The sequence below is a fragment of the Bacteroides faecium genome (assembly GCF_012113595.1).
Taxonomy (GTDB): domain Bacteria; phylum Bacteroidota; class Bacteroidia; order Bacteroidales; family Bacteroidaceae; genus Bacteroides; species Bacteroides faecium.
This window is the reverse complement of the sequence record NZ_CP050831.1, coordinates 2822089-2844342: the sequence shown is the minus strand read 5'-3', so window position 1 is coordinate 2844342 and position 22254 is coordinate 2822089. Positions and strand designations below refer to the sequence as shown.

Annotated in this window: 15 protein-coding genes and 3 pseudogenes; 10 read left to right on the top strand and 8 right to left on the bottom strand. The window is 44.9% G+C overall.

Features of this window, described 5'->3' with window-relative positions; all coding sequences use genetic code 11:
• Positions 1-211: 211 nt before the first annotated feature.
• The 7 genes and pseudogenes from BacF7301_RS26105 to BacF7301_RS10135 all read right to left on the bottom strand — a co-directional run.
• Positions 212-826: pseudogene (locus BacF7301_RS26105) on the bottom strand (DEAD/DEAH box helicase); the annotation flags it as partial.
• Between the two features lie 99 nt (positions 827-925).
• A pseudogene (locus BacF7301_RS10160) lies at positions 926-3721 on the bottom strand (AAA domain-containing protein); the annotation flags it as partial.
• Complete coding sequence (tatC, locus tag BacF7301_RS10155; protein ID WP_167962449.1) at positions 3696-4520, bottom strand: twin-arginine translocase subunit TatC; 825 nt, start codon at positions 4518-4520, stop codon at positions 3696-3698. The gene tatC and the pseudogene BacF7301_RS10160, both read right to left, overlap by 26 nt.
• An 11-nt stretch (positions 4521-4531) precedes the next feature.
• The gene (locus BacF7301_RS10150) at positions 4532-4750 is read right to left on the bottom strand and encodes a Sec-independent protein translocase subunit TatA/TatB (protein WP_007751163.1); all 219 of its coding nucleotides are present in this window, start codon (positions 4748-4750) and stop codon (positions 4532-4534) included.
• A gap of 191 nt (positions 4751-4941) precedes the next feature.
• A complete protein-coding gene (locus BacF7301_RS10145; protein ID WP_167962447.1) occupies positions 4942-7482 on the bottom strand; it encodes a bifunctional UDP-N-acetylmuramoyl-tripeptide:D-alanyl-D-alanine ligase/alanine racemase in 2541 nt (846 codons plus the stop codon).
• The gene (locus BacF7301_RS10140) at positions 7458-8447 is read right to left on the bottom strand and encodes a GSCFA domain-containing protein (protein ID WP_167967164.1); all 990 of its coding nucleotides are present in this window, start codon (positions 8445-8447) and stop codon (positions 7458-7460) included. The genes BacF7301_RS10145 and BacF7301_RS10140 overlap by 25 nt, the downstream gene beginning before the upstream one ends.
• A 41-nt stretch (positions 8448-8488) precedes the next feature.
• A pseudogene (locus BacF7301_RS10135) lies at positions 8489-8635 on the bottom strand (AAA family ATPase); the annotation flags it as partial.
• Between the two features lie 769 nt (positions 8636-9404).
• Between BacF7301_RS10135 and BacF7301_RS10130 the strand changes: the two are divergent.
• The 3 genes from BacF7301_RS10130 to BacF7301_RS10120 all read left to right on the top strand — a co-directional run bounded on the left by BacF7301_RS10130 (position 9405) and on the right by BacF7301_RS10120 (position 12486).
• Positions 9405-9611, top strand: a complete 207-nt coding sequence (locus BacF7301_RS10130; RefSeq protein ID WP_167962445.1) for a hypothetical protein — start codon at positions 9405-9407, stop codon at positions 9609-9611.
• A 617-nt stretch (positions 9612-10228) separates the two neighbouring features.
• Positions 10229-11680: a catalase gene (locus tag BacF7301_RS10125; protein ID WP_167962443.1), complete on the top strand. Its 1452-nt coding sequence runs from the start codon at positions 10229-10231 to the stop codon at positions 11678-11680.
• Between the two features lie 2 nt (positions 11681-11682).
• Entirely contained in the window at positions 11683-12486 is an 804-nt protein-coding gene (locus BacF7301_RS10120; RefSeq protein ID WP_167962441.1) for a hypothetical protein, read from the top strand.
• A gap of 41 nt (positions 12487-12527) precedes the next feature.
• Here BacF7301_RS10120 and BacF7301_RS10115 read toward each other — a convergent pair whose 3' ends face one another.
• On the bottom strand, positions 12528-14111 hold the full coding sequence (locus BacF7301_RS10115; protein ID WP_167962439.1) for a BACON domain-containing protein: 1584 nt from the start codon (positions 14109-14111) through the stop codon (positions 12528-12530).
• Between the two features lie 199 nt (positions 14112-14310).
• Here BacF7301_RS10115 and dxs point away from each other — a divergent pair, with 199 nt between their 5' ends.
• From dxs to BacF7301_RS10080, 7 genes are all read left to right on the top strand, one after another.
• The gene (gene dxs / locus BacF7301_RS10110; RefSeq protein WP_167962437.1) at positions 14311-16215 is read left to right on the top strand and encodes a 1-deoxy-D-xylulose-5-phosphate synthase; all 1905 of its coding nucleotides are present in this window, start codon (positions 14311-14313) and stop codon (positions 16213-16215) included.
• 1 nt (position 16216) lies between these two features.
• On the top strand, positions 16217-17557 hold the full coding sequence (gene trkA, locus BacF7301_RS10105) for a Trk system potassium transporter TrkA (protein ID WP_167962435.1): 1341 nt from the start codon (positions 16217-16219) through the stop codon (positions 17555-17557).
• A gap of 23 nt (positions 17558-17580) precedes the next feature.
• Positions 17581-19032: a TrkH family potassium uptake protein gene (locus BacF7301_RS10100; protein ID WP_209319520.1), complete on the top strand. Its 1452-nt coding sequence runs from the start codon at positions 17581-17583 to the stop codon at positions 19030-19032.
• Between the two features lie 111 nt (positions 19033-19143).
• Entirely contained in the window at positions 19144-19521 is a 378-nt protein-coding gene (locus BacF7301_RS10095) for a hypothetical protein (protein ID WP_167962433.1), read from the top strand.
• 118 nt (positions 19522-19639) lie between these two features.
• Positions 19640-19990 (top strand): NADH-quinone oxidoreductase subunit A, encoded by a 351-nt coding sequence (locus tag BacF7301_RS10090; protein WP_167962431.1) that lies wholly within the window; start codon positions 19640-19642, stop codon positions 19988-19990.
• Complete coding sequence (locus tag BacF7301_RS10085; RefSeq protein ID WP_005677205.1) at positions 19981-20583, top strand: NADH-quinone oxidoreductase subunit B; 603 nt, start codon at positions 19981-19983, stop codon at positions 20581-20583. The genes BacF7301_RS10090 and BacF7301_RS10085 overlap by 10 nt, the downstream gene beginning before the upstream one ends.
• Positions 20584-20610: 27 nt before the next feature.
• Positions 20611-22203: an NADH-quinone oxidoreductase subunit D gene (locus BacF7301_RS10080; protein WP_167962429.1), complete on the top strand. Its 1593-nt coding sequence runs from the start codon at positions 20611-20613 to the stop codon at positions 22201-22203.
• Positions 22204-22254 lie beyond the last annotated feature (51 nt).

The following is a 22254-nucleotide window of genomic DNA, read 5'->3' as shown; positions in this document are numbered from 1 at the left end:
TAAAAAACAGTGTTTTGCATTCCTATAATGAAGAATAGTAAACGTTAAGATGAAAAAAAGGGAAGTCTCACGACTTCCACAATTCTTCTAACCTTAAATCTAAATCTCTATGAAAAAAACGTGCTGCAAATATAGGCGTTTGTTCATTATTGAGGTGTTAATGAATTGCATAAAGAGAGAATAAAAACTAACATCTGCAAAAATTAGCAAATCACCCCTGATTCTCTATTAATTTTAATAAACTTTGGTAAAGCGGACTAGATTTCAAGAACTTTGGTACACCTGTCAGAAACATTTGTTTCCGCGCACGGGTAAGGGCTACGTTCAGTTTTCGGTCTATCAACACTCCATCTTCTTTTGTTAAATTAGAAACAAATTTTAACTGATAATAACTATTAATACAGCAAGAATAGATAATCACATCCCGTTCACTGCCTTGAAAACGTTCGACAGTATCTACCAGTATCCGGTTGAGGGCAGGAATACCCAATGTTTCTATTTCTTTTTTGATAAGGGCTATCTGGCTTCGGTATGGGGTTATGATTCCCAATGTGCGGGATTCATCAAAATTCGCCCGGTTACTTTCGTAAATCCGGGAAGCCAGTCCGGCAACAATCCGGGCTTCCGAAGAGTTTATCTTGACAGACGATCCGGCCTGCTCGGGTATGGAAGGATAAAAAGCGACACGGGAAATATGCTCGGAATCTTCTAATTGATGGGGCAGTCCGACGGGAATCAGACGCCCGCCATAGAAAGCACGGTTGGCAAACAAGGCAACTTCGGGATGCATGCGCCCTTGACGGCAGAGCATATCGTAAGAGCGATTAGCAGCGGACAATGTGCCATCATCAACAACAAACAATGTGCCATCGCCCATAACAGATGATGTATCATTATCAACAAGAAGCGATGAGTTGCCAGTGCCGGCAGAACAATTCCGGTAGAGACGTTCGAACAGTGAGTCTTTCAGATTCGTCAGCCCGACAGAGAGCAGTGCTTCGTCATAGATGGCCGACTGTTCCGTATTTTGCAATACAACGGCAGGAAGCTGTTTATGGTCGCCAATCAGGATAAACTTGTCAATGGCGTTCCGGTCATCTTCACCGCGGGCACAAAGAATTCCCAGTAATTGAGGTTCGAGTATCTGGGTAGCCTCATCTATAATGGATACATTGAAATGTTTCAGACGGAAAAGTTCCGGTTTGCCGGAAATAGCAGCGACTGTTCCCACAATGATACGGCAGTTTCGGATACGTTCGTAGACTTCCGAACGACGGTTGCAGGACGACAATTCGTTTTCTATCAGATGGGAACGGTAGTTCTCGTCACAGGACAATTCACTTCCGACACGGATAAAATCAACAGCGGGACGGATAGAAGCCAGCGACTTGCATATTTCATCAACTGCCCGATTGGTGTATGAAAGCAACAAAATCTGCGCTTCTTTATCAGCGTGAAAAGTCTCTACCATCTTCTTTAGCGCGCAGGAAGTCTTACCCGTTCCCGGCGGACCGACGAGAAGGAAATAGTCCTGTGCAGCTTTGGCTTTCAACGCAACACGGGCGAAATCGTCTTCTGCTTGGGAGATAAGGGTATCCAGCGATTCGTCAAACCCAGGCGGACGTTGCGAAAGCAATAAGTCACGGCGGTCCTGTGTAGCAGAGAGATAAGCATACAATCCCTGATACATGGAACGAAAGGTAGTGTCCATCGTATCGTGCTCTATGGCATAAAGGCTTTCGGCAGGAAGCACGGAAGGATTCTGCTGCGTAGAGCGCAGACGGATACAGATTTCATTATCTGCCAGTGACTCGATATTTCCCTTGAATACCATTTTATTGGTTACATTATCCGTCTCATGGTTGCGTTCATAGAAGATGATGGCATCACCCTGACGGAAGTTGGGAAGCATGTTTTGTATTCCGTCGCCTATACTTTCTTTTTGCTGAAGTTCTTGCGAAAATTCTTGTGAAGACCCATTACTTTGCGAACGTGTCAGCAGCAAATGAGCTTTATGCTCATCGGCCGCATGGTTTTCCTTGATTCGTAAATCGTAGATAATCTCTCCTGCTTCGCACTTTTCCGCCAGTGTGGAAAGCCATAAAGAAGCTGTTCCCGTGCGTCCTTCATAGTCGACATCACCGGATTTGGAAGTATAGAGTTCCTTAGTCAGGAAATTATATACGGCATAGAAATAATGCTTTTCCAGTGGCGAAAGAACTTTTAGTTTCTCCTGGAAGTTGTCGATAGACGGGCGCAGATAAGTTTCCCAGAAGCGTCCTTTCAGTCCGTGTTCATTCATGGTGGCAGCATTGATTTCTTCCAGTTTCTGTTCCGTATATTCCAGACTGTTCCGTAATTGGATGCTGTATTCATTGGCGACAATCCGGTTTCGCAAGTCAATTACCCGGCGCACCATTGCCCATGAAGGACGAGACGGGTACAGAAGCGGGTAACGGGTGTAGAGCAGATAGGCTTTCACTTTCCGGTGATCCATCCCCATTGAGTATTGGAGGACGGCCTGATAGAGAAGCATCTGCACTTTATTGTTTTCTTTAGGTTCTACTTTACCACGGATAGCGTATTCATCGGCTTTGCCGGATTTCATTTCTATAAAGGATGACATATCCCGCTGCATATAGTCGAGACGCCCTTGTAATCCAAGTGCTTCGCAGATATAAGAAGGTTCGAGCACTGCGTCTGTCTTGTCGAGTTCGTATCCGGCGGCATGAAAAGTATCATTCACCGTTTCGCGGATATGCTCAAAGTGCAGTTTGCAGTCGTCAAAGAACTGTCGTTCTTTCTCCCTGTCCCGCAAATCAGGGCAGGCTGCCAGTTCGATAGGATAACGCCGGAAGGCTTTTTGCATACAAGTCCGGTAGTCGATATCTTCTTCGTCCTGCGCGTGAATCCATTCGTCCAGGAAAAGATTGGCTATATTTCCCAGTAACAAAGGTCGGGCATTTTCAATCGGCTGGAGACGGGAAAGGTAATAATTTGCCGGATGATGCCCGTAGTCGCGGAAACATTCGGCAAGGGAACTGATGTCAATCAGATAGTCCGGTTCGAGAACAATAAACGAGGGGGTCAACACTCCTTCATTATCAATGGCTACATCCAGAAGATTCACTTGGGCGTGACGCCAAAGCAGCTTGCACGTTTCTACAAATTCTTCATTAATTTGAGGGATATTGTAGCGGACAAGCAGAGGTTTTTCTGTGACTTCATCCAACGGAGTGACATACAAATATTGTTCGTCGGCGTATTGAAAGCAAACGCGCATCCGTTGCACCCGTTCACGGGCAGGGGGAGCAACCAAGTAAGTGGCATCCGCTTTCGGAAGCAGCCTATATAGTTCGTCCGGTATATCTTCTTCCGAAAGTTTACGGACTAAGAAAGCCAGTGTTTTGGCATCCCGCAGCAAATTTTCCCTGGTCGGTTCGAGACGGCGGTTCAGTATTTGATTGGAAGTCAGGCGGAAAGTATGCAGCCGGTTCTGCTCGCCTGCCGAAAGGTCTATCTTTGCGGCGATAAAGCTGATACGGGCGGAAAGGTCGGTCATTTGCAGACTTTCGTTCTGCATTTGCGAACGGCAAATGCGTTCCAGCAAGTCACGCATTTGCTTGTACCCTACGGCAAGCCGGGCATCTTCCGCCCGACAAACGGCTAAAAGTAATTCATAAGATTCTATCGCTTCACTCTTCTGACAAGGCAATTTCATCTTCTATCTCTTCTTCTGTTTTCTTCTTGTCCTTTATCATCAGGATGCTCATTTCATAGAGCAGATAAAGCGGAATGGCTACGACGCTCAATGTGAACGGGTCGCCTGTCGGAGTGATAATGGCAGCAGCTATCACGATGATAACAACGGCATGCCGGCGGTATTTCCGCAAGAAGGACTTATTGACTACTCCCAACAATGAAAGCAACCACGTCACTAATGGTAATTCAAATGCCAGTCCCATGCAGAGAATCAGCATCATGAAATTGTCGATATAGGAATTGAGCGACAGGATGTTCTCCACTTCCGAACTTAACTGATAGGTGGAAAGGAAACGGAGCGTCAACGGATAAACCATGAAATAGCCCAGCAAGACACCGATAAAGAACATCACCGTCCCGATGGTTAATGCCTTGCGCACTCCTTTCCTTTCGTTGGGATAAAGAGCGGGACCGATAAAACGCCATACTTCAAAGAAAATATAGGGCATGGCGGTCACGACCGACATCCAGAAAGCTGTCGACATATGGATAAAGAAAGGAGCTGCCAAGTTTATATTGACCAGCTTCACCTGAAATTCTTGTGTGAAAAAGTCATCGGTCAGATCGAATGTCTGTCCGATATGCCGTAATAAATCGTAGAATATGAAATCATTGTGGCATGGCGCCAGAATCACATGATCGAAAAGGTAGGGCATAGCAATAAAATAACCTATTGCCAATACAAACCAGACTCCAATCACCCGAAAAAGTACCTTGCGCAGTTCATCCAAATGATCCCAAAAGGTCATTTCTGCCATCGGTACTTATTTTACTTACTTGAGTCCGCCGGTTTGTCCAGGTCTTCTTTTGCCTTATTTATTTCTTCTTTTGCATCGTTCACTCCATCCTTGAAGCTCTTCACGCCTTTGCCCAAGCCGCGCATCAGTTCAGGAATTTTCTTACCACCAAAAAGCAGGAGAATAACCAAAGCAATAATAATCCACTCGGAACCACTAGGCAAGAAACCTAATAATAATAAGTTTGTCATACGTTTATTTGATAAAGAGGTTTTTATTAGTTGGTGCAAATATAAAGAAAAACGGCAAACTGTAAACGGTAAACGATGAATTATTTATGTTAGTTCACTTTCATTCATCATTTACCGTTTACTGTCCACCGCTTTATTATTTACTGATTATCCGTTTATCGGTTCTCAGTTTCCGTTTATCTTCCTCGGTTTTATTCTTGATAATATACCCGTTTCACCCGTGTCGATATACTGGTAAGAACTTCGTAAGGAATCGTATCCAGCTTTTCGGAAAGAACCGTTATCGGTAGGTCGTCACCAAAGATGATGGCTTGGTCGCCTTCACGGCAGTCGATGTCGGTAACGTCTATCATGCAGACGTCCATACAGATATTGCCTACATAAGCCGCTTTTTTTCCATTCACCAGACAGTAGGCATTTCCACGTCCCAAATGGCGGTTCAGCCCGTCGGCATAACCGATAGGAATGGCGGCGATGCGTGAAGGACGCGTCAGATGTCCCATCCGGCTATACCCTACCGTATCTTCTTCGGGTACATCCCGAATCTGAAGTATCGTTGTCTTGAGGGTACTTACATTATGGATAATCGAGTTGTCTATCGGGCTGACTCCGTAAAGTCCGATTCCCAACCGTACCATATCAAACTGTGCACCGGGGAAACGTTCGATTCCCGCCGTATTGCAGATATGGCGCAAAATCTTATGCGGGAAAGCGGCTTGTAATTCCTGCGAACCCTTTTCAAACAATTCTATCTGCTGGCGCGTAAAGGCATCGAACTGGGGAGAATCACTTCCTACGAAATGAGAGAATACCGAACGGGGAATAACCGCGCTCTGGTTCTTCAGGCGACGGATAAGCAACGGAATGTCTTCAATGGCAAAGCCGAGACGGTGCATACCAGTATCCAGTTTGATGTGAATCGGAAAGTTAGTGATTCCTTCTTTCTTGGCGGCTTTGATAAGCGCGTCGAGCAGATGGAAATTATACACTTCCGGTTCCAGTTTATAGTCGAACATGGTTTTGAACGCTGTAAGTTCCGGGTCCATAATCATGATAGAGGAAGTAATGCCTGCTTTGCGGAGTTCGGAACCTTCGTCGGCAACGGCTACCGCCAGGTAATCGACATGATGTTCCTGTAAGGTCTTGGCTATCTCATAAGAACCGGCTCCGTAGGCAGAAGCTTTCACCATACAAATCATTTTCGTCTCGGGATGGCGGAGCATGGAACGGTAGTGGTTCAGGTTGTCTACCATAGCATGCAGGTTTACTTCCAGGATGGTTTCATGCACTTTCAATTCCAAGGCTTCGGACACCCTGTCGAAGTTGAACACACGCGAACCTTTTATCAGAATGACTTCCGAATGAAGGGATTTGAGTATGTTCGACGCGAGAAGAGCATCGGTATTGGGGAAGAAATAACGTTCGATGTCACCATCAAACCGGGCGGCACACGAAGAAATCTCCGGGCCTACACCAATCAGTTTATTGATGCCCCGGCTTTGCACCAGTTGGGCTACACGTCGGTAGAGCGTAGCTGTACTTTGTCCGGTTTCCAGTATATCGGACAGGATAAGCGTCCGGTTCAGTCCTTTCTTTTCAGAACGGCGGACAAGGAAGTCAAGGGCTATATCCAGGGATGCCAAGTCCGAATTATAACTGTCATTTATCAAGACACTGTTGTTCTTTCCTTCTTTTACTTCCAGACGCATGGCAATCGGCTCGAGACGTGCCATCCGCTCAGTGATTTGATCGGCGGGAGTCATCAGGTAGAGACAGGCTGCCAGGCAGTTCAGCGCATTTTCGATGGAAGCATCGTCTATAAAAGGGATGCAAAAGTTATTATCCATATCCAGATAACGGTAGGAAATAACGGTGTGGTCTTCTTTCTTCGTCACGCGGCTGATATGCAGCGGACGTTCGATATCGGTACGGCTCCAGGCAATCTCACGGGCTGTCAGCATTGATTTTGCCACGCAATTGCTGATTAGTTCGTTATCGCCGTTGTAAATCACAACATCGCAGTCCTTGAAAAGCGTCAGTTTTTCCATGCACTTCTCCTGCAATGAGAAGAAGTTCTCCTGATGAGCACCGCCGATATTGGTAAGAATACCGATGGTGGGCTTTATCATTCGTTTCAAAGCACCCATCTCTCCCATCTCGGAGATACCGGCTTCGAAAATTCCCAGTTCAGCTTCTTCGTTGAGTTGCCACACTGACAGCGGAACGCCGATTTGAGAATTATAACTGCGCGGAGAACGAACGATACGACGGTCCGGACTAAGCAACTGGTGTAACCATTCTTTCACAATGGTCTTTCCGTTACTACCGGTAATGCCGACAACAGGTATCTTAAATTTCTCACGGTGTACCTCAGCCAGCTTCTGCAAGGCTTTCAAGGGATTGGGGACGATGAGGAAATTGAGAGTTGAGAGTTGAGAGTTGAGAGTGGGCTGCGCACCATCATGCTGCATAGAACTCTCAACTCTCAACTCTCCACTCTCAATTTCTTTAAAGTCCTCTTCGGAGACTACAAAATTGCGCACTCCCCGGTCGTATAAATCAGGGATATAGCGTGCCCCACTATTTCGTTTGGTAGCTAAAGCGAAAAAAAGAGTTTCTTCGGGAAAACTCAGGGAACGGCTGTCTGTTAACAGCCAATCAATAGTCGTTTCATATTCGCCCACACGGCGGGCACCGATACTTTTGGCTATGGATTCAATCGCATATGACATAGTTCTGTTTCTTTTTGAAAATCTAAGTACGGGTATTTTCCGATAAGTCGTTCTATTTTTAACACTATTTGTCCTAAAAAGCGTTGATACGCCTCTGAAGCGGGGTGAAAGGGCTTGTGAGCCAAGTCACGCCGGATATCTTCGACATCTGCCATAATCTGCTTTGTGTCAGCGGAAAAGAAGGTTTCGGAGAAGCGTTCCCACAGGTAACGGATGGCCAATGGAGACGGATGCAACATATCGTCTGCATAAAAGCGGTAATCACGCAATTCGTCCAAGACTATTTCATAGGAAGGGAAATAGAAGACGTGTTGCGGGAAAAGTTGTTGCAAGCGGTCGACAGCAAGTAATAAAGTGGATTTGCTTAGTTGGTTGGCGTGCATCCCGTCGCGGATATGACGGATGGGACTTACTGTGAACAGTATCTTCAGATTCGGATTGCGGGCTGCCAGGCTGGTAATCAACGAAGTATATTCACTCACGATTTCCTCTACCGTCAAAAGTCGGCGAGTGAATCGGTTCTCCGGTAATTTATGACAGTTAGAAACCACATGTCCCGTATCTTTCTGTTCGTATACGTAGGCTGTGCCGAAAGTCAGCATTAACCAATCCAGTTCTGAAACAAACTGGTGGGCATGTTGCAGGCGGGTATTGATATTCAGCAGTGTCTCCTCCGGTGTGGATGCGGAAAATGAGCCGTGGTGCATCGGGCTGTGCCAAAGGTCTTTGTAAGAGAACAAGTCTTCTGCCAGATACACCTTCCCTTTCAATATTTCGACTAAAGCCGCGGAAATGGAAAAGGGATTGTAAAGTATACCAAAAGGATTCAAATCCAGCTGAAACTTAGCCTCTATCAGCAGCTTTCCCATATTCTCGGCAAAGCAGGAACCCATCATGAGGATTCGCCCGGCATGAGTGGCAGGGAGAAACCCGGAAGGCAATTCTACAAATGTACGGAAATCCATTTTATTCAGAACTAACGCGGGCATCTGTCTATATTTCTTATTTTCCGCGCACGACTTAGAAAATAAGGTTTACCTGTATTAGCTATTCTCCACACAAAAACTGTATTATCTACATAGAGATCATTTTCTTCGCGAATCTCTGCAAAAGTCTGTATTCCATTAAGAAGTTTACGTAATAACCCATCCATAATTATTCCTTGATTTTTAAAATTATTCAAAGATAACCATTATTTCTATTGTTCCACCACGATAACTTCCGTTTTTTAACAAGCTTCAATTGATAATTCTAAAAGCAATGCTTTCTACACATGCCATACACAGGACGCATCAATCTTATTACAATAAATGAGCAAGAAATCACACGCTAAGATATTAAGCTATTCTGCCAGAACTATTTTAACAGAATTAACGAATCATGACGATAAACGTTGGAGATGTTGAAAAAATATCTTCTCTGTTTGCACATGGAAAAAGACTCTTCCAACATCCCCCTGAATTTAGCAGTACTGAAGTAAACCGAGCCATGTACTTGACTTACTCAAGTCTCCTATATCATTTCATTGAGTGTAGTACTTGTTACAGTCAAGCCTCCTACTTGTTACAGCTAAATCTCCTACCAAATATAAAAAGTAAAAACCGCCTTCAGCTTTCAGTTCTTCAAAAAAGTCCCTTTTCATCGGTGTTTTTGACTGAAGTCACCCCTGAATGCAAAAGTGTATAACTTTACCTTCTTTTTGCTATAATTACTTTCAACAGAGGCTCTGTTGTAACAAAACGAAGCCTCTGTTTCACTAAAATAGAGGCTTTGTTTCATCAAGATAGAGGCTCTGTTTTGTCCAGCCCACGTGCCGATAATTTCCAGCCCGCAGGTAAGCAGTCCTCAGCCCACGTGCCACCCACTTTTACCCGGGTGATGAATCTATATACCCCGCGTGGTGGGCATATAGGTCCAGTACGGTGAGTATATATACCTACCACGGTGAATATATAGCTCTACTGTCAAGTCTGAAAAAGCTGAATGCGCTGAAAGCACTCCCCCCTGGCTACAACCTATTCTCGCAGGGGATGTTTTTCTTCGCTTTCAGCCGCTATCCCCTTCTGCCAAAGCGTTTGCGAATAAAACTGAAACGGCTGAAACCGGATTATAGCATAAAAATTCAGTAAGAGAGTTTTAGCTAGTTTAGATACAGATAATTGGAGATTTGATTCATTTCCATATCAAAATGAATAATAAATTGATGCTTCCTGCTTTCACAATTGAGCATAAGCAGTAAAGCTATTTCGTAATTAGTTTCAACCCCGTTTGAAACACTTTGTTTCTCGGTGTGAAACGAAGTGTTTCACTGCTTGAAACGAAGTGTTTCACACCGAGAAACGGATAGTTTCACTGGGAGAAACATTTTTTGAAACTAACCGCATACAGGTGAAGTTGTTGTTCTTTAGCCGAAAACCCTTTATTCATCGGATAAACAGAAAAAAGGTAGAGAGGAAGGCAGAAAGATTGAGAATAAATATCCAGTGGGAAGATGCATTCGGTGTGTGTAAAGATTTAGTATTATGCAAGAATGAGTCAAATTAAAATTATCACTTGGTTCATTTCTGCACCGTTACGAGTATATTACTGTTCAACCCTTCATTATGTGTATCAAGTTATTTTTTGAGCATTACTTAAAAAACAAGGCACAAACAAATGCATAAAAGAATCGGAAGCTTTATAAACGACATTCCGGGTACATATGCTTTACTTTGCAAAAAGTATTCATCTACACTTTAATAAATATATGGAAAAGAAAAAACTTACAGCAGCCAACGGTCGGCCGATAGCCGACAATCAGAATTCGCAAACAGCCGGACAAAGAGGTCCGATAATGCTACAAGACCCGTGGTTAATAGAGAAACTGGCGCACTTCGACCGGGAAGTGATACCGGAAAGACGTATGCACGCAAAAGGTTCGGGAGCATACGGAACGTTCACCGTCACTCATGACATTACGAAATATACCCGTGCGGATATCTTCAGCAAGATAGGAAAGAAAACGGCATGTTTTGTACGATTCTCCACCGTAGCCGGTGAGCGCGGAGCTGCCGACGCTGAACGCGATATCCGCGGTTTTGCCATGAAATTCTATACGGAAGCAGGAAATTGGGATCTGGTAGGCAATAATACTCCGGTCTTCTTTCTTCGCGATCCGTTAAAGTTCCCTGACTTGAACCATGCGGTGAAACGTGACCCGGAAACGAATATGCGCAGCGCCAACAACAACTGGGATTTCTGGACACTTCTACCGGAAGCCTTGCATCAGGTGACCATCACGATGAGTACCCGTGGAATCCCCTACTCTTACCGTCATATGCATGGCTACGGCAGCCATACATACAGCTTCATCAATGCCCGTAATGAACGCATCTGGGTAAAATTCCACCTGCATACCCTTCAGGGGATAAAGAATCTGACGGATCAGGAAGCGGAAGCGATAATCGCCAAAGACCGTGAATCGCACCAGCGCGACCTTTTCGAGAGTATCAAAAAGGGAGATTTCCCACAATGGAAACTCCAGATTCAATTAATGACGGAAGAAGAGGCTGACAACTACCGCATCAATCCGTTCGACCTCACCAAAGTCTGGTCGCAGAAAGAATTCCCGTTGCATGATGTAGGTATTCTGGAACTGAACCGCAATCCGGAAAACTATTTCGCGGAAGTGGAACAGTCGGCTTTCAATCCGATGAATATTGTCGACGGCATCGGTTTCTCTCCGGACAAGATGTTGCAGGGACGCCTTTTCTCTTATGGAGACGCACAGCGTTACCGTTTGGGAGTAAACGCCGAACAGATTCCGGTGAACAAGCCCCGCTGTCCTTTCCACGCGTTTCATCGTGACGGTAACATGCGTGTGGACGGCAATTACGGAAGCGCGAAAGGATATGAGCCCAACAGCTATGGCGAGTGGCAGGATTCTCCGGAAAAGAAAGAGCCGCCATTGAGAATACAAGGTGAGGTCTATAATTATAATGAACGGGAGTACGACGACGATTATTATAGCCAGCCCGGCGACTTGTTCCGCCTGATGTCTGCCGAAGAGCAGCAATTGCTTTTTGAGAATACCGCCCGCGCCATGGGTGATGCGGAACTGTTTATCAAACAGCGGCATGTGCGCAACTGCTTCAAAGCTGACCCCGCCTATGGGAAGGGAGTTGCTGAAGCATTGGGCATCAACCTTGAAGAAGCATAGATATGAAGGAAAACAACTTGTATTTTATAGTACTCATTCTATTTTCAATAGGTGCTTGTTCAAATACTTACAGAGCAAAACCATATGGCGGACTTAGAGGTAAAGTTTCGTCGATACGGGATACTGTATATCATTTAGAAGATGATAGTACATGCAAAATACATTCGGTTAGAGGAAATGATTTTGATAGTTGCGGAAACCTCATCAGAACTTATCTATATTCGGAAAAAGGAGAATGTAAATATGATAATAAATACACTTATACGAATGGAATACCAACTTATATAATACGTAAAACAGGGAAATCCGGACAGGATAGCATCGTAGAAAAAATGATTAAAAAGAGAGGTAATAAACTTACTTACAGGATAGGAACTGGTGAAAACACATATATCAAAAAAGTCAAAAGACAAGAAAAATATGAATCAAGGAAATGCTTGTATAAGAAAAGGTTTTTTGACCGGGAAGAGTATTGGTATGATGAAAACGACAATATTATTCAATATAAACATACGGATAATATTGATTGTACTTGCCGGGATAGTGCCGTTGCAGATAACATAGCTGTACGCTTCTGGTATAAATCCAGCTATGATGATAATAATGATTTGACAGAGGACTCTATCTATTCAGCGGATAGCGGAAGTTTCACCAAATCTATTTATGTATATCCAAAATATGACATGAGGGGCAATTGGATTGAACAGCAATCCGGTGAGTATGATACCCGGAATGAACAACCATATGACAGAAATACATTCCATTTTGATTTTATCATTAAACGAACCATTACGTATGCAGAATAACAGGAGTGGTTAGCACAACAAGAATTTTCAACATCTATTTTCTATTGACTGACTATCGGTGACAGGGTATATGTAATTATCGGAGTATCATGCTGCGCGTTCCCAGTCAAGTTGTTTATTTGTATTTTATAGACAACCTTCTGCGTTCGCTTCACGCCGCCAGGAATCGGCAGGTTATATCTTATCTGGCGGAAAAAACTTTGGGCATACTTCGTATTGGCCACAGTTATTCCACCACCATTATACTGGTTGGTCGCTACTCCTCTATAACCGGGGTATACCAATAGCCGGTCTCGGATATTACTTACCATGAGCTTATTGAAAGTTGCAGGAGCATCAGCGACAAAGCCATAAGTGCCATTTGCACGTATCTTGATCGTCTCGTCCCCATTAGACGAAGTACCCGGATTATATATTTGTACGTCATTTGCATAATATACGGCATGGGTAGTCGGAAGATAAGACATGAATCGATTCTCTATCGTGTTGAGCTCCAGATTGAGTTCATATTTCAAGGTGAACATAGCACTTTCATCGACAGATTGGGTGATTGGAAATGTTCGGACGACATTGCCATCCGCCACAAATTCCAGTTGGGCACTTCTTGGCTGCCCGGTTTGATTTTCGTCCACCACAATCTTCACAATCTGCGAACGAGTACCGACAATATAGTTGACAGTTATCCAGGAAGCTGCACATTTTAGCTCCCACACTGCGTTGGACTGTACTTGCAAAGCAAACGGCTCATCATATATGTTCCCGAAACGGTCTACATCAAGCGAAGTAGAACTTAAATTCAGATAATCAGATGAAGCCGCCTGAATAAAAGTCGTCCGATGATAAACCTTCCCCGACTTCCTTGAATAAAATTCAGCAATCATCTGCCTCTCCTCACCGATATTCTCTCCAAATTCCAATAAGCTCTGAGAACGACCATGATAAATGGCGTCAGGATCATAAAGACTCCACTCATGGTTTATCTTCGCCCATGCATCCCCATGAGCAGCACGCAAATATAACGTCCCGTCTTCTTCAACGCGGCCTGTGCTGTTTGTTACTTCCAACCTGCCACCGGATGCTTTTGCAGGAACACGCAACTCATCACCTAAAACAGCCCCATTATATTTTATTTCAACAGTAAAGGGCAATTCGTCCTTTGTGTCGGACTGATTGATGACATATTCATAGCTCATACCGGAACTTTTTATCATCACCTTGCCGGTACGAGGCAACCTATCTGTATTTTCAAACACCTGAATATCAAAGGATGCAACAAGCGGATTAGCGGCATCTTCCTCTATAGGGTTGATTCTAAGCCACGCATCCCCCATCCTTGTCACCGTCAACTGCACATCCTTGTCCCGACGTGTCACAATAATCTTACGAGTAGCAGCATTTGCGTCCAGTTCTATTACATTTTCCACAGGACTGACGGTAAATTCTAAATCTTCGGGGCTTTCAGGTTCTTCAGGATTTCCGGGTTTTTCAGGATTTCCGGTTTTTTCAGGCTTCTCTGTTTCTTCAGGAATTACAGCATCTGTCAATGTATTATTTTCTCTATTACATCCGGTCAATAACAAACATATAAAAAAGAAAACCATTACTTGCATATCAAGTTTATTCATGTCTACTAGTCGATTTAGTTATCTGATTATTAGTTAAATGCAAAGTAAGCCATTATTCTGATAAAATCAGATTCCAAAACTTCCAAAACTTTTATGAAACAGTATTTCCTCTCATCCGACTTACTGAAATAAGAAATTATAAAAAAAGGATGCCGGATACGCTTTCTTTTCGTACTTTTGCACTAAATTTCCTAGAATCATGAATAGTGAACCGATATATAACTTGCTAAACTCCATTAATTACCCCGAAGACCTACGAAAGTTAAGCGTAGAGCAACTGCCGGAAATATGTGATGAACTAAGGCAAGACATTATTAAAGAACTCTGCTGCAACCCGGGGCATTTTGCCGCCAGTCTAGGGACAGTGGAACTGACTGTAGCCCTGCACTACATCTACAATACGCCTTATGACCGTATTGTGTGGGATGTGGGACATCAAGCTTACGGCCATAAAATTCTGACAGGACGTCGTGAAGCTTTTTCCACCAACCGGAAGTTTGGTGGTATCCGCCCTTTCCCATCACCGGAAGAGAGCGAATATGATACTTTCACGTGCGGACACGCTTCGAACTCTATCTCCGCTGCTCTTGGCATGGCCGTTGCCGCCGCGCAAAAAGGAGATTCCAAACGCCATGTGGTAGCCATCATCGGTGATGGTTCTATGAGTGGCGGGCTGGCTTTCGAAGGACTGAACAATGCGTCTGCCACCCCGAACAACCTGCTTATCATCCTGAATGATAATGATATGGCCATCGACCGCAGTGTCGGCGGCATGAAGCAGTATCTTTTCAACTTGACGACTTCCAACCGTTACAACCAGTTACGTTTCAGAATGTCGCGTGTGTTGTTCAAGCTCGGTATCTTGAATGAGGAACGCCGCAAGGCACTGATACGTTTCGGCAACAGTCTGAAGTCGATGGCCGCACAGCAACAGAATATTTTCGAGGGAATGAATATCCGCTATTTCGGTCCGATAGACGGGCACGATATAAGGAATCTTGCCCGGGTATTGCATGATATTAAAGATTTGCAGGGACCCAAAATCCTGCATTTGCACACTATAAAAGGAAAAGGATTCGCTCCGGCGGAAGAACATGCCACCGAATGGCATGCTCCGGGGAAGTTCGACCCCGTCACCGGTGAGCGTTTTATTGCCAACACGGAAGGAATGCCACCTCTTTTTCAAGATGTATTCGGAAATACATTGGTAGAATTGGCTGAAGCTAATTCGAAGATTGTCGGTGTGACTCCTGCCATGCCCAGTGGCTGTTCGATGAATATACTGATGGAGAAAATGCCGAAACGTGCATTTGATGTCGGTATTGCCGAAGGGCATGCCGTTACTTTCTCCGGTGGTATGGCAAAGGACGGGTTGATACCGTTCTGCAATATTTATTCTTCTTTCTTACAGCGGGCGCATGATAATATTATTCATGACGTAGCGATACAGAATCTTCCTGTGGTATTGTGTCTCGACCGTGCCGGACTGGTTGGCGAGGATGGTCCTACACATCACGGAGCTTTCGATATGGCTTGCCTGCGTCCGATACCTAATCTGACTATTTCTTCTCCAATGAACGAACACGAGTTACGTCGATTGATGTACACGGCACAGTTGCCGGATAAGGGTCCGTTCGTAATCCGTTATCCGCGGGGACGTGGAGTGTTGGTGGACTGGGAATGTCCGCTGGAAGAAATTCCGGTAGGGAAAGGAAGGAAGTTGAAGGATGGAGAAGACCTTGCGGTGATTACAATCGGACCGATAGGAAATACGGCTATCCGTGCCATTGCCAAGGCGGAAGCCGAGTTTGGTAAATCCATCGCCCATTACGACTTGCGTTTCCTGAAACCGCTGGATGAAGAGTTGCTGCACGAAGTAGGCCGCAAATTCGAGCGTATCCTTACCATTGAGGATGGTATCGTCAAAGGCGGTATGGGGAGTGCTATCCTTGAATTTATGGCGGACAACGAATACAAGCCGACAGTGAAGCGTATCGGCATCCCCAATATATTTGTGGAACATGGTTCGGTGAATGAGCTTTATCATGTCTGCGGCATGGACGAGGAAGGTATTCTGACTAAAATAAAAGAATTTATCAATTGACATGAAGATTATTATCGCCGGTGCCGGCAACGTAGGCACCCATTTGGCCAAACTGTTATCGCGCGAAAAGCAAGATATTATCCTGATGGATGATGACGAAGATAAACTGAGTGCCCTTAGCGCTAACTTCGACTTGCTGACAGTGACCGCCTCTCCTTCTTCTATCTCCGGTTTAAAGGAGGTAGGTGTCAAAGAAGCCGACCTGTTTATCGCAGTCACCCCGGACGAAAGCCGTAACATGACCGCCTGTATGCTGGCTACCAACCTTGGAGCTAAAAAGACGGTGGCACGTATCGACAACTACGAATATCTTCTGCCCAAAAATAAAGAATTCTTCCAAAAGTTGGGAGTGGACTCCCTGATTTATCCGGAAATGCTGGCTGCCAAAGAAATCGTATCTTCCATGCGCATGAGTTGGGTACGGCAATGGTGGGAATTCTGCGGCGGTGCTCTCGTACTGATTGGTACGAAGATGCGCGAAAAGGCGGAGATTCTGAATATCCCTCTTTATGAACTGGGCGCACCGGATATTCCTTATCACGTAGTAGCCATCAAACGCGGTACGGAAACGATTATCCCGCGTGGAGACGATGTGATTAAACTGCATGACATTGTTTACTTTACTACCACTCGTAAATATATTCCTTATATACGCAAGATTGCCGGCAAGGAAGATTATGCCGACGTGCGCAACGTGATGATTATGGGCGGAAGCCGCATCGCCGTCCGTACCGCACAATACGTGCCTGACTATATGCAGGTGAAAATCGTAGATAACGATATTAACCGCTGTAACCGGTTGACGGAATTATTGGATGACAAAACAATGATTATCAATGGGGACGGCCGTGACATGGACCTTCTTATCGAAGAAGGATTGAAGAATACCGAAGCCTTCGTTGCCCTGACCGGAAATTCCGAAACGAATATCCTGGCTTGTCTTGCTGCCAAACGCATGGGCGTGGAAAAGACAGTAGCGGAAGTGGAGAATATCGACTATATCGGCATGGCGGAAAGCCTTGACATCGGTACGGTTATCAACAAGAAGATGATTGCCGCCAGCCATATTTATCAGATGATGCTGGATGCCGACGTTTCCAATGTGAAATGTCTGACGTTTGCCAATGCGGATGTCGCAGAGTTTACTGTGCCTGCCGGAGCAAAAATAACCAAACATCTAATCAAAGACCTGGGACTCCCGAAAGGAACCACCATCGGTGGTATGATTCGCAACGGAGAAGGAATACTGGTAACCGGTGATACGCTGATTCAGCCGGGCGACCATGTAGTAGTATTCTGTTTGAGTATGATGATTAAGAAAATCGAGAAATTCTTTAATTAGGTATTACGTATCAGGTTTTATTTATGATTAATTCAAAGATGATATTCCGGATTTTAGGCTTTCTGCTGCTTATAGAAACAGTAATGTTACTATGTTGCGGTGGTGTCTCTCTTTTCTACAAAGAGAATGATTTGCAAAGCTTCCTGATTTCATCGGCTATCGCAGCCAGCGTCGGTATTCTGTTGCTCGCCATCGGCAAAGGCGCAGAAAAATCACTCAACCGACGTGACGGATATGTCATTGTCAGCGTAGCATGGGTCACGTTCTCTCTTTTCGGAATGTTACCTTATTATATAGGGGGGTATATCCCAAGTGTCACCGACGCGTTCTTTGAAACCATGTCCGGTTTCAGTAGTACGGGTGCCACTATCCTGAATAATATCGAATCAATGCCGCACGGAATACTCTTTTGGCGTGCCATGACACAATGGATTGGCGGTTTGGGAATTGTATTCTTTACCATTGCCGTCCTGCCTATCTTCGGTGTAGGCGGTATCCAGGTATTTGCGGCAGAAGCCAGCGGCCCTACTCATGACAAAGTGCATCCCCGCATTGGCATTACCGCCAAATGGATTTGGGGAATTTATGCCGGAATGACGGGAACATTGATTGTATTGTTAGTATTTGGCGGCATGAGCGTATTCGACAGTATATGCCATGCTTTCACAACGACCAGTACCGGTGGATTCTCAACCAAACAGACTAGTATTGAGTATTATCACTCCCCTTATATAGATTACGTTATCTCTATCTTCATGTTTCTGTCAGGTATCAACTTCACACTGTTGCTGTTAATGTTTAACGGTAAGATAAAGAAGTTTATCCATGACGCGGAATTGAAATTTTATTTTATTTGTGTTTCCTTCTTCACGATATTTATTGCTGCCTGGCTCCACCTGACTTCTACAGTGGGTGTGGAAGAAGCATTCCGCAAATCACTCTTCCAAGTGATTTCGTTGCAGACTTCCACCGGATTCGCCACAGCCGACTATATGCTTTGGCCTTCCATCCTTTGGGGCTGCCTTCTCATTGTAATGATTATCGGAGCTTGTGCCGGTAGTACGACAGGTGGTATCAAGTGTATCCGTATGGTGATCTTATTTAAGGTAGTGAAAAATGAATTCAAACATATCCTGCATCCTAATGCCGTGCTTCCGGTACGGGTTAACAAGCAGGTTATCTCCCCTTCCATCCAGTCTACGGTATTGGCTTTCACCTTTTTGTATGCGGTGATTGCCCTTATCAGTATACTTATTATGATGGGACTTGGGGTAGGTTTTCTGGAATCAATCGGAACAGTTATCTCAAGTATGGGTAATATGGGACCGGGACTCGGCACATGCGGTCCTGCTTTCTCCTGGAGCGAATTACCGATTCTTGCCAAATGGCTGCTTTCTTTCTTAATGCTTCTGGGACGTTTGGAATTGTTTACGGTACTGTTGCTCTTTACTTCCGATTTTTGGAAGAAAAACTAGGCGAAGAGTTGACACAAATCAAGTCGAGTGCTAAAAAAACCTTTTTTGCTACCCGGAGTTTGCAAAAAGTATAAATATTAGTCCTATATTTGCAGCCGTTAAAAGGAAAAGATGAAACAAAGCTTAAAATTCGGACTACTTTTGGTACTGACCTTGCTTATTCATTGCACTACAAACGGAGCAATGGAAAATATTTGCAAGGTTTCTTCCCCGGCTTACCGGCAGGAGAAGTGCTATGTATCCCAAGACCATCCGGTACACAATGCTTTGGAACGCCTTTATAACTTCTATTCTACCCAATCCTGCGATATGAGTCATACGGAAGTTGCACATGTTCCGGCAGATAAAAGTATGCTATTGCTGATAGCCTATTTCTGCGAGCATTACAAACTTCAAAGTCCGCCTTACCCTATATCGCTTCACACTCCTACCTATTTCTACGATCCGATCTCCTATTATATATATGGGTTAAGAAAGATTGTGGTTTAGACGACAGTACAGTCGACTTTTTTGCTCGTCACTTATATTACAGTTGGTTTCATCCCCCAGAGGGTGGAAAAGCCAGTTGTTTATTTCTATAATATTCAATCTAAACAGCTATTGAATTATGAATTTTACATTTTTAGTTGTTGTTTTACTGACAGCGCTTGCTTTTGTCGGTGTAGTGATAGCCCTTTCACGTGCTATTTCACCCCGTTCGTACAATGTGCAAAAGTTTGAAGCTTACGAATGTGGTATCCCGACACGTGGTAAATCATGGATGCAGTTCCGTGTAGGTTATTACTTGTTTGCTATCTTGTTCCTAATGTTCGACGTTGAAACAGCTTTTCTGTTTCCGTGGGCGGTGGTCATGCGTGAAATGGGACCGCAGGGACTTATCAGTATTCTCTTCTTCTTTATTATTCTAGTTCTGGGTCTTGCTTATGCCTGGAGGAAAGGAGCTTTGGAATGGAAATAACCAAAAAGCCAAAAATAAAATCAATTCCGTATGAGGAGTTCATCGACAATGAATCATTGGAAAAGTTGGTCAGGGAACTTAATGCAGGAGGGGCAAACGTCGCTCTCGGAGTTCTCGATGACTTTATCAACTGGGGACGCAGCAATTCGCTGTGGCCGCTTACTTTCGCTACCAGTTGTTGCGGTATCGAATTCATGGCACTGGGTGCCGCGCGTTATGACATGGCCCGCTTCGGGTTTGAAGTAGCCCGTGCCAGTCCGCGCCAGGCCGATATGATTATGGTATGCGGAACTATCACTAATAAAATGGCTCCGGTATTAAAGCGGCTTTACGACCAAATGCCCGACCCGAAATATGTGGTTGCCGTAGGCGGATGTGCTGTCAGCGGCGGTCCTTTCAAGAAGTCCTACCATGTGGTGAACGGAGTGGACAAGATTCTTCCGGTAGATGTATATATTCCCGGATGCCCGCCGCGTCCCGAAGCTTTCTATTATGGCATGATGCAGTTGCAACGCAAAGTGAAAATAGAAAAGTTCTTTGGTGGAGTGAACAGGAAAGAGAAGAAACCGGATTATATAAAAAATGAAGAATGACTCTACGTTCTTAATTTAATTTGATTTATGCAAGAAATACAATTTATAGCCCCTGCAGCATTACACGACGAGATGCTGCGCTTGCGCAATGAAAAACAGATGGACTTTCTCGAAAGCCTCACCGGTATGGACTGGGGAGCAGCGGATGAGAAAGACGCTCCGGAGAAACTCCGCGGTTTAGGCGTAGTCTATCATCTGGAATCTACCGTCACGGGCGAACGGGTGGCGCTGAAAACTGCGACAACCAACCGTGACCTGCCGGAAATTCCGTCTGTCAGCGATATATGGAAGATAGCGGACTTCTACGAACGCGAAGTTTTCGATTATTACGGCATCACCTTTATCGGTCATCCCGATATGCGTCGTCTGTATCTGCGTAACGACTGGATAGGTTATCCGATGCGCAAAGACAATGATCCGGAAAAAGATAATCCGCTCTGCATGACCAATGAGGAAACGTTCGACACGACTCAGGAAATAGAACTCAACCCGGACGGAACAATCAAAAACAAAGAAACAAAACTCTTCGGAGAAGAAGAATACGTAGTCAATATCGGCCCGCAACACCCTGCAACTCACGGTGTAATGCGTTTCCGTGTTTCTCTCGAAGGTGAAATCATCCGTAAGATTGACGCAAACTGCGGATATATCCATCGGGGTATCGAGAAGATGAACGAGAGTCTTACCTATCCTCAGACATTGGCTCTTACAGATCGTCTCGATTATCTGGGCGCACATCAGAATCGTCATGCATTGTGCATGTGTATCGAGAAAGCGATGGGTGTCGAAGTCAGCGAGCGTGTGCAGTATATCCGTACGATTATGGATGAGTTGCAACGTATCGACTCTCACCTGTTATTCTTTTCCGCCCTTGCCATGGACCTCGGAGCACTGACAGCTTTCTTCTACGGATTCCGTGACCGCGAAAAGATTCTCGATATTTTTGAGGAGACTTGTGGCGGACGCTTGATTATGAACTACAATACGATTGGCGGTGTACAGGCTGACCTTCACCCGAACTTCGTCAAACGGGTGAAAGAATTTATTCCGTATATGAGAGGTATCATTCACGAATATCACGATATATTCACAGGCAATATCATTGCTCAAAGCCGTATGAAAGGCGTGGGTGTACTAAGTCGCGAGGATGCTATTTCTTTCGGTTGTACCGGTGGTACAGGCCGTGCTTCGGGCTGGGCCTGCGACGTGCGCAAGCGGATACCGTACGGTGTATATGACAAAGTGGATTTCAAAGAAATCGTTTATACGGAAGGCGACTGCTTCGCCCGCTATCTGGTGCGCATGGACGAAATCATGGAAAGTCTGAACATTATTGAGCAATTAATAGACAATATCCCCGAAGGGCCGTATCAGGAGAAGATGAAACCAATCATCCGTGTTCCCGAAGGTAGCTACTATGCTGCTGTGGAAGGAAGCCGCGGTGAATTCGGTGTTTTCCTCGAAAGCCAGGGTGACAAGATGCCGTATCGCCTGCACTATCGTGCCACAGGACTGCCACTTGTAGCCGCCATCGACACGATCTGTCGTGGAGCGAAGATTGCCGACCTGATTGCCATTGGCGGAACGCTGGACTATGTGGTTCCGGATATAGACCGGTAAGTTAACGATTAACGTTTAGTGATGAACGATTAACGGAAAAGAATGCATCAA

Bases quoted from the DNA above. Each gene is read 5' to 3' on its own strand.
- tatC (WP_167962449.1), bottom strand. From the start codon at position 4,520: ATGGCAGAAATGACCTTTTGGGATCATTTGGATGAACTGCGCAAGGTA.
- BacF7301_RS10150 (WP_007751163.1), bottom strand. From the start codon at position 4,750: ATGACAAACTTATTATTATTAGGTTTCTTGCCTAGTGGTTCCGAGTGG.
- BacF7301_RS10145 (WP_167962447.1), bottom strand. From the start codon at position 7,482: ATGTCATATGCGATTGAATCCATAGCCAAAAGTATCGGTGCCCGCCGT.
- BacF7301_RS10140 (WP_167967164.1), bottom strand. From the start codon at position 8,447: ATGGATTTCCGTACATTTGTAGAATTGCCTTCCGGGTTTCTCCCTGCC.
- BacF7301_RS10125 (WP_167962443.1), top strand. From the start codon at position 10,229: ATGGAAAAGAAAAAACTTACAGCAGCCAACGGTCGGCCGATAGCCGAC.
- BacF7301_RS10120 (WP_167962441.1), top strand. From the start codon at position 11,683: ATGAAGGAAAACAACTTGTATTTTATAGTACTCATTCTATTTTCAATA.
- BacF7301_RS10115 (WP_167962439.1), bottom strand. From the start codon at position 14,111: ATGAATAAACTTGATATGCAAGTAATGGTTTTCTTTTTTATATGTTTG.
- dxs (WP_167962437.1), top strand. From the start codon at position 14,311: ATGAATAGTGAACCGATATATAACTTGCTAAACTCCATTAATTACCCC.
- trkA (WP_167962435.1), top strand. From the start codon at position 16,217: ATGAAGATTATTATCGCCGGTGCCGGCAACGTAGGCACCCATTTGGCC.
- BacF7301_RS10100 (WP_209319520.1), top strand. From the start codon at position 17,581: ATGATTAATTCAAAGATGATATTCCGGATTTTAGGCTTTCTGCTGCTT.
- BacF7301_RS10095 (WP_167962433.1), top strand. From the start codon at position 19,144: ATGAAACAAAGCTTAAAATTCGGACTACTTTTGGTACTGACCTTGCTT.
- BacF7301_RS10090 (WP_167962431.1), top strand. From the start codon at position 19,640: ATGAATTTTACATTTTTAGTTGTTGTTTTACTGACAGCGCTTGCTTTT.
- BacF7301_RS10085 (WP_005677205.1), top strand. From the start codon at position 19,981: ATGGAAATAACCAAAAAGCCAAAAATAAAATCAATTCCGTATGAGGAG.
- BacF7301_RS10080 (WP_167962429.1), top strand. From the start codon at position 20,611: ATGCAAGAAATACAATTTATAGCCCCTGCAGCATTACACGACGAGATG.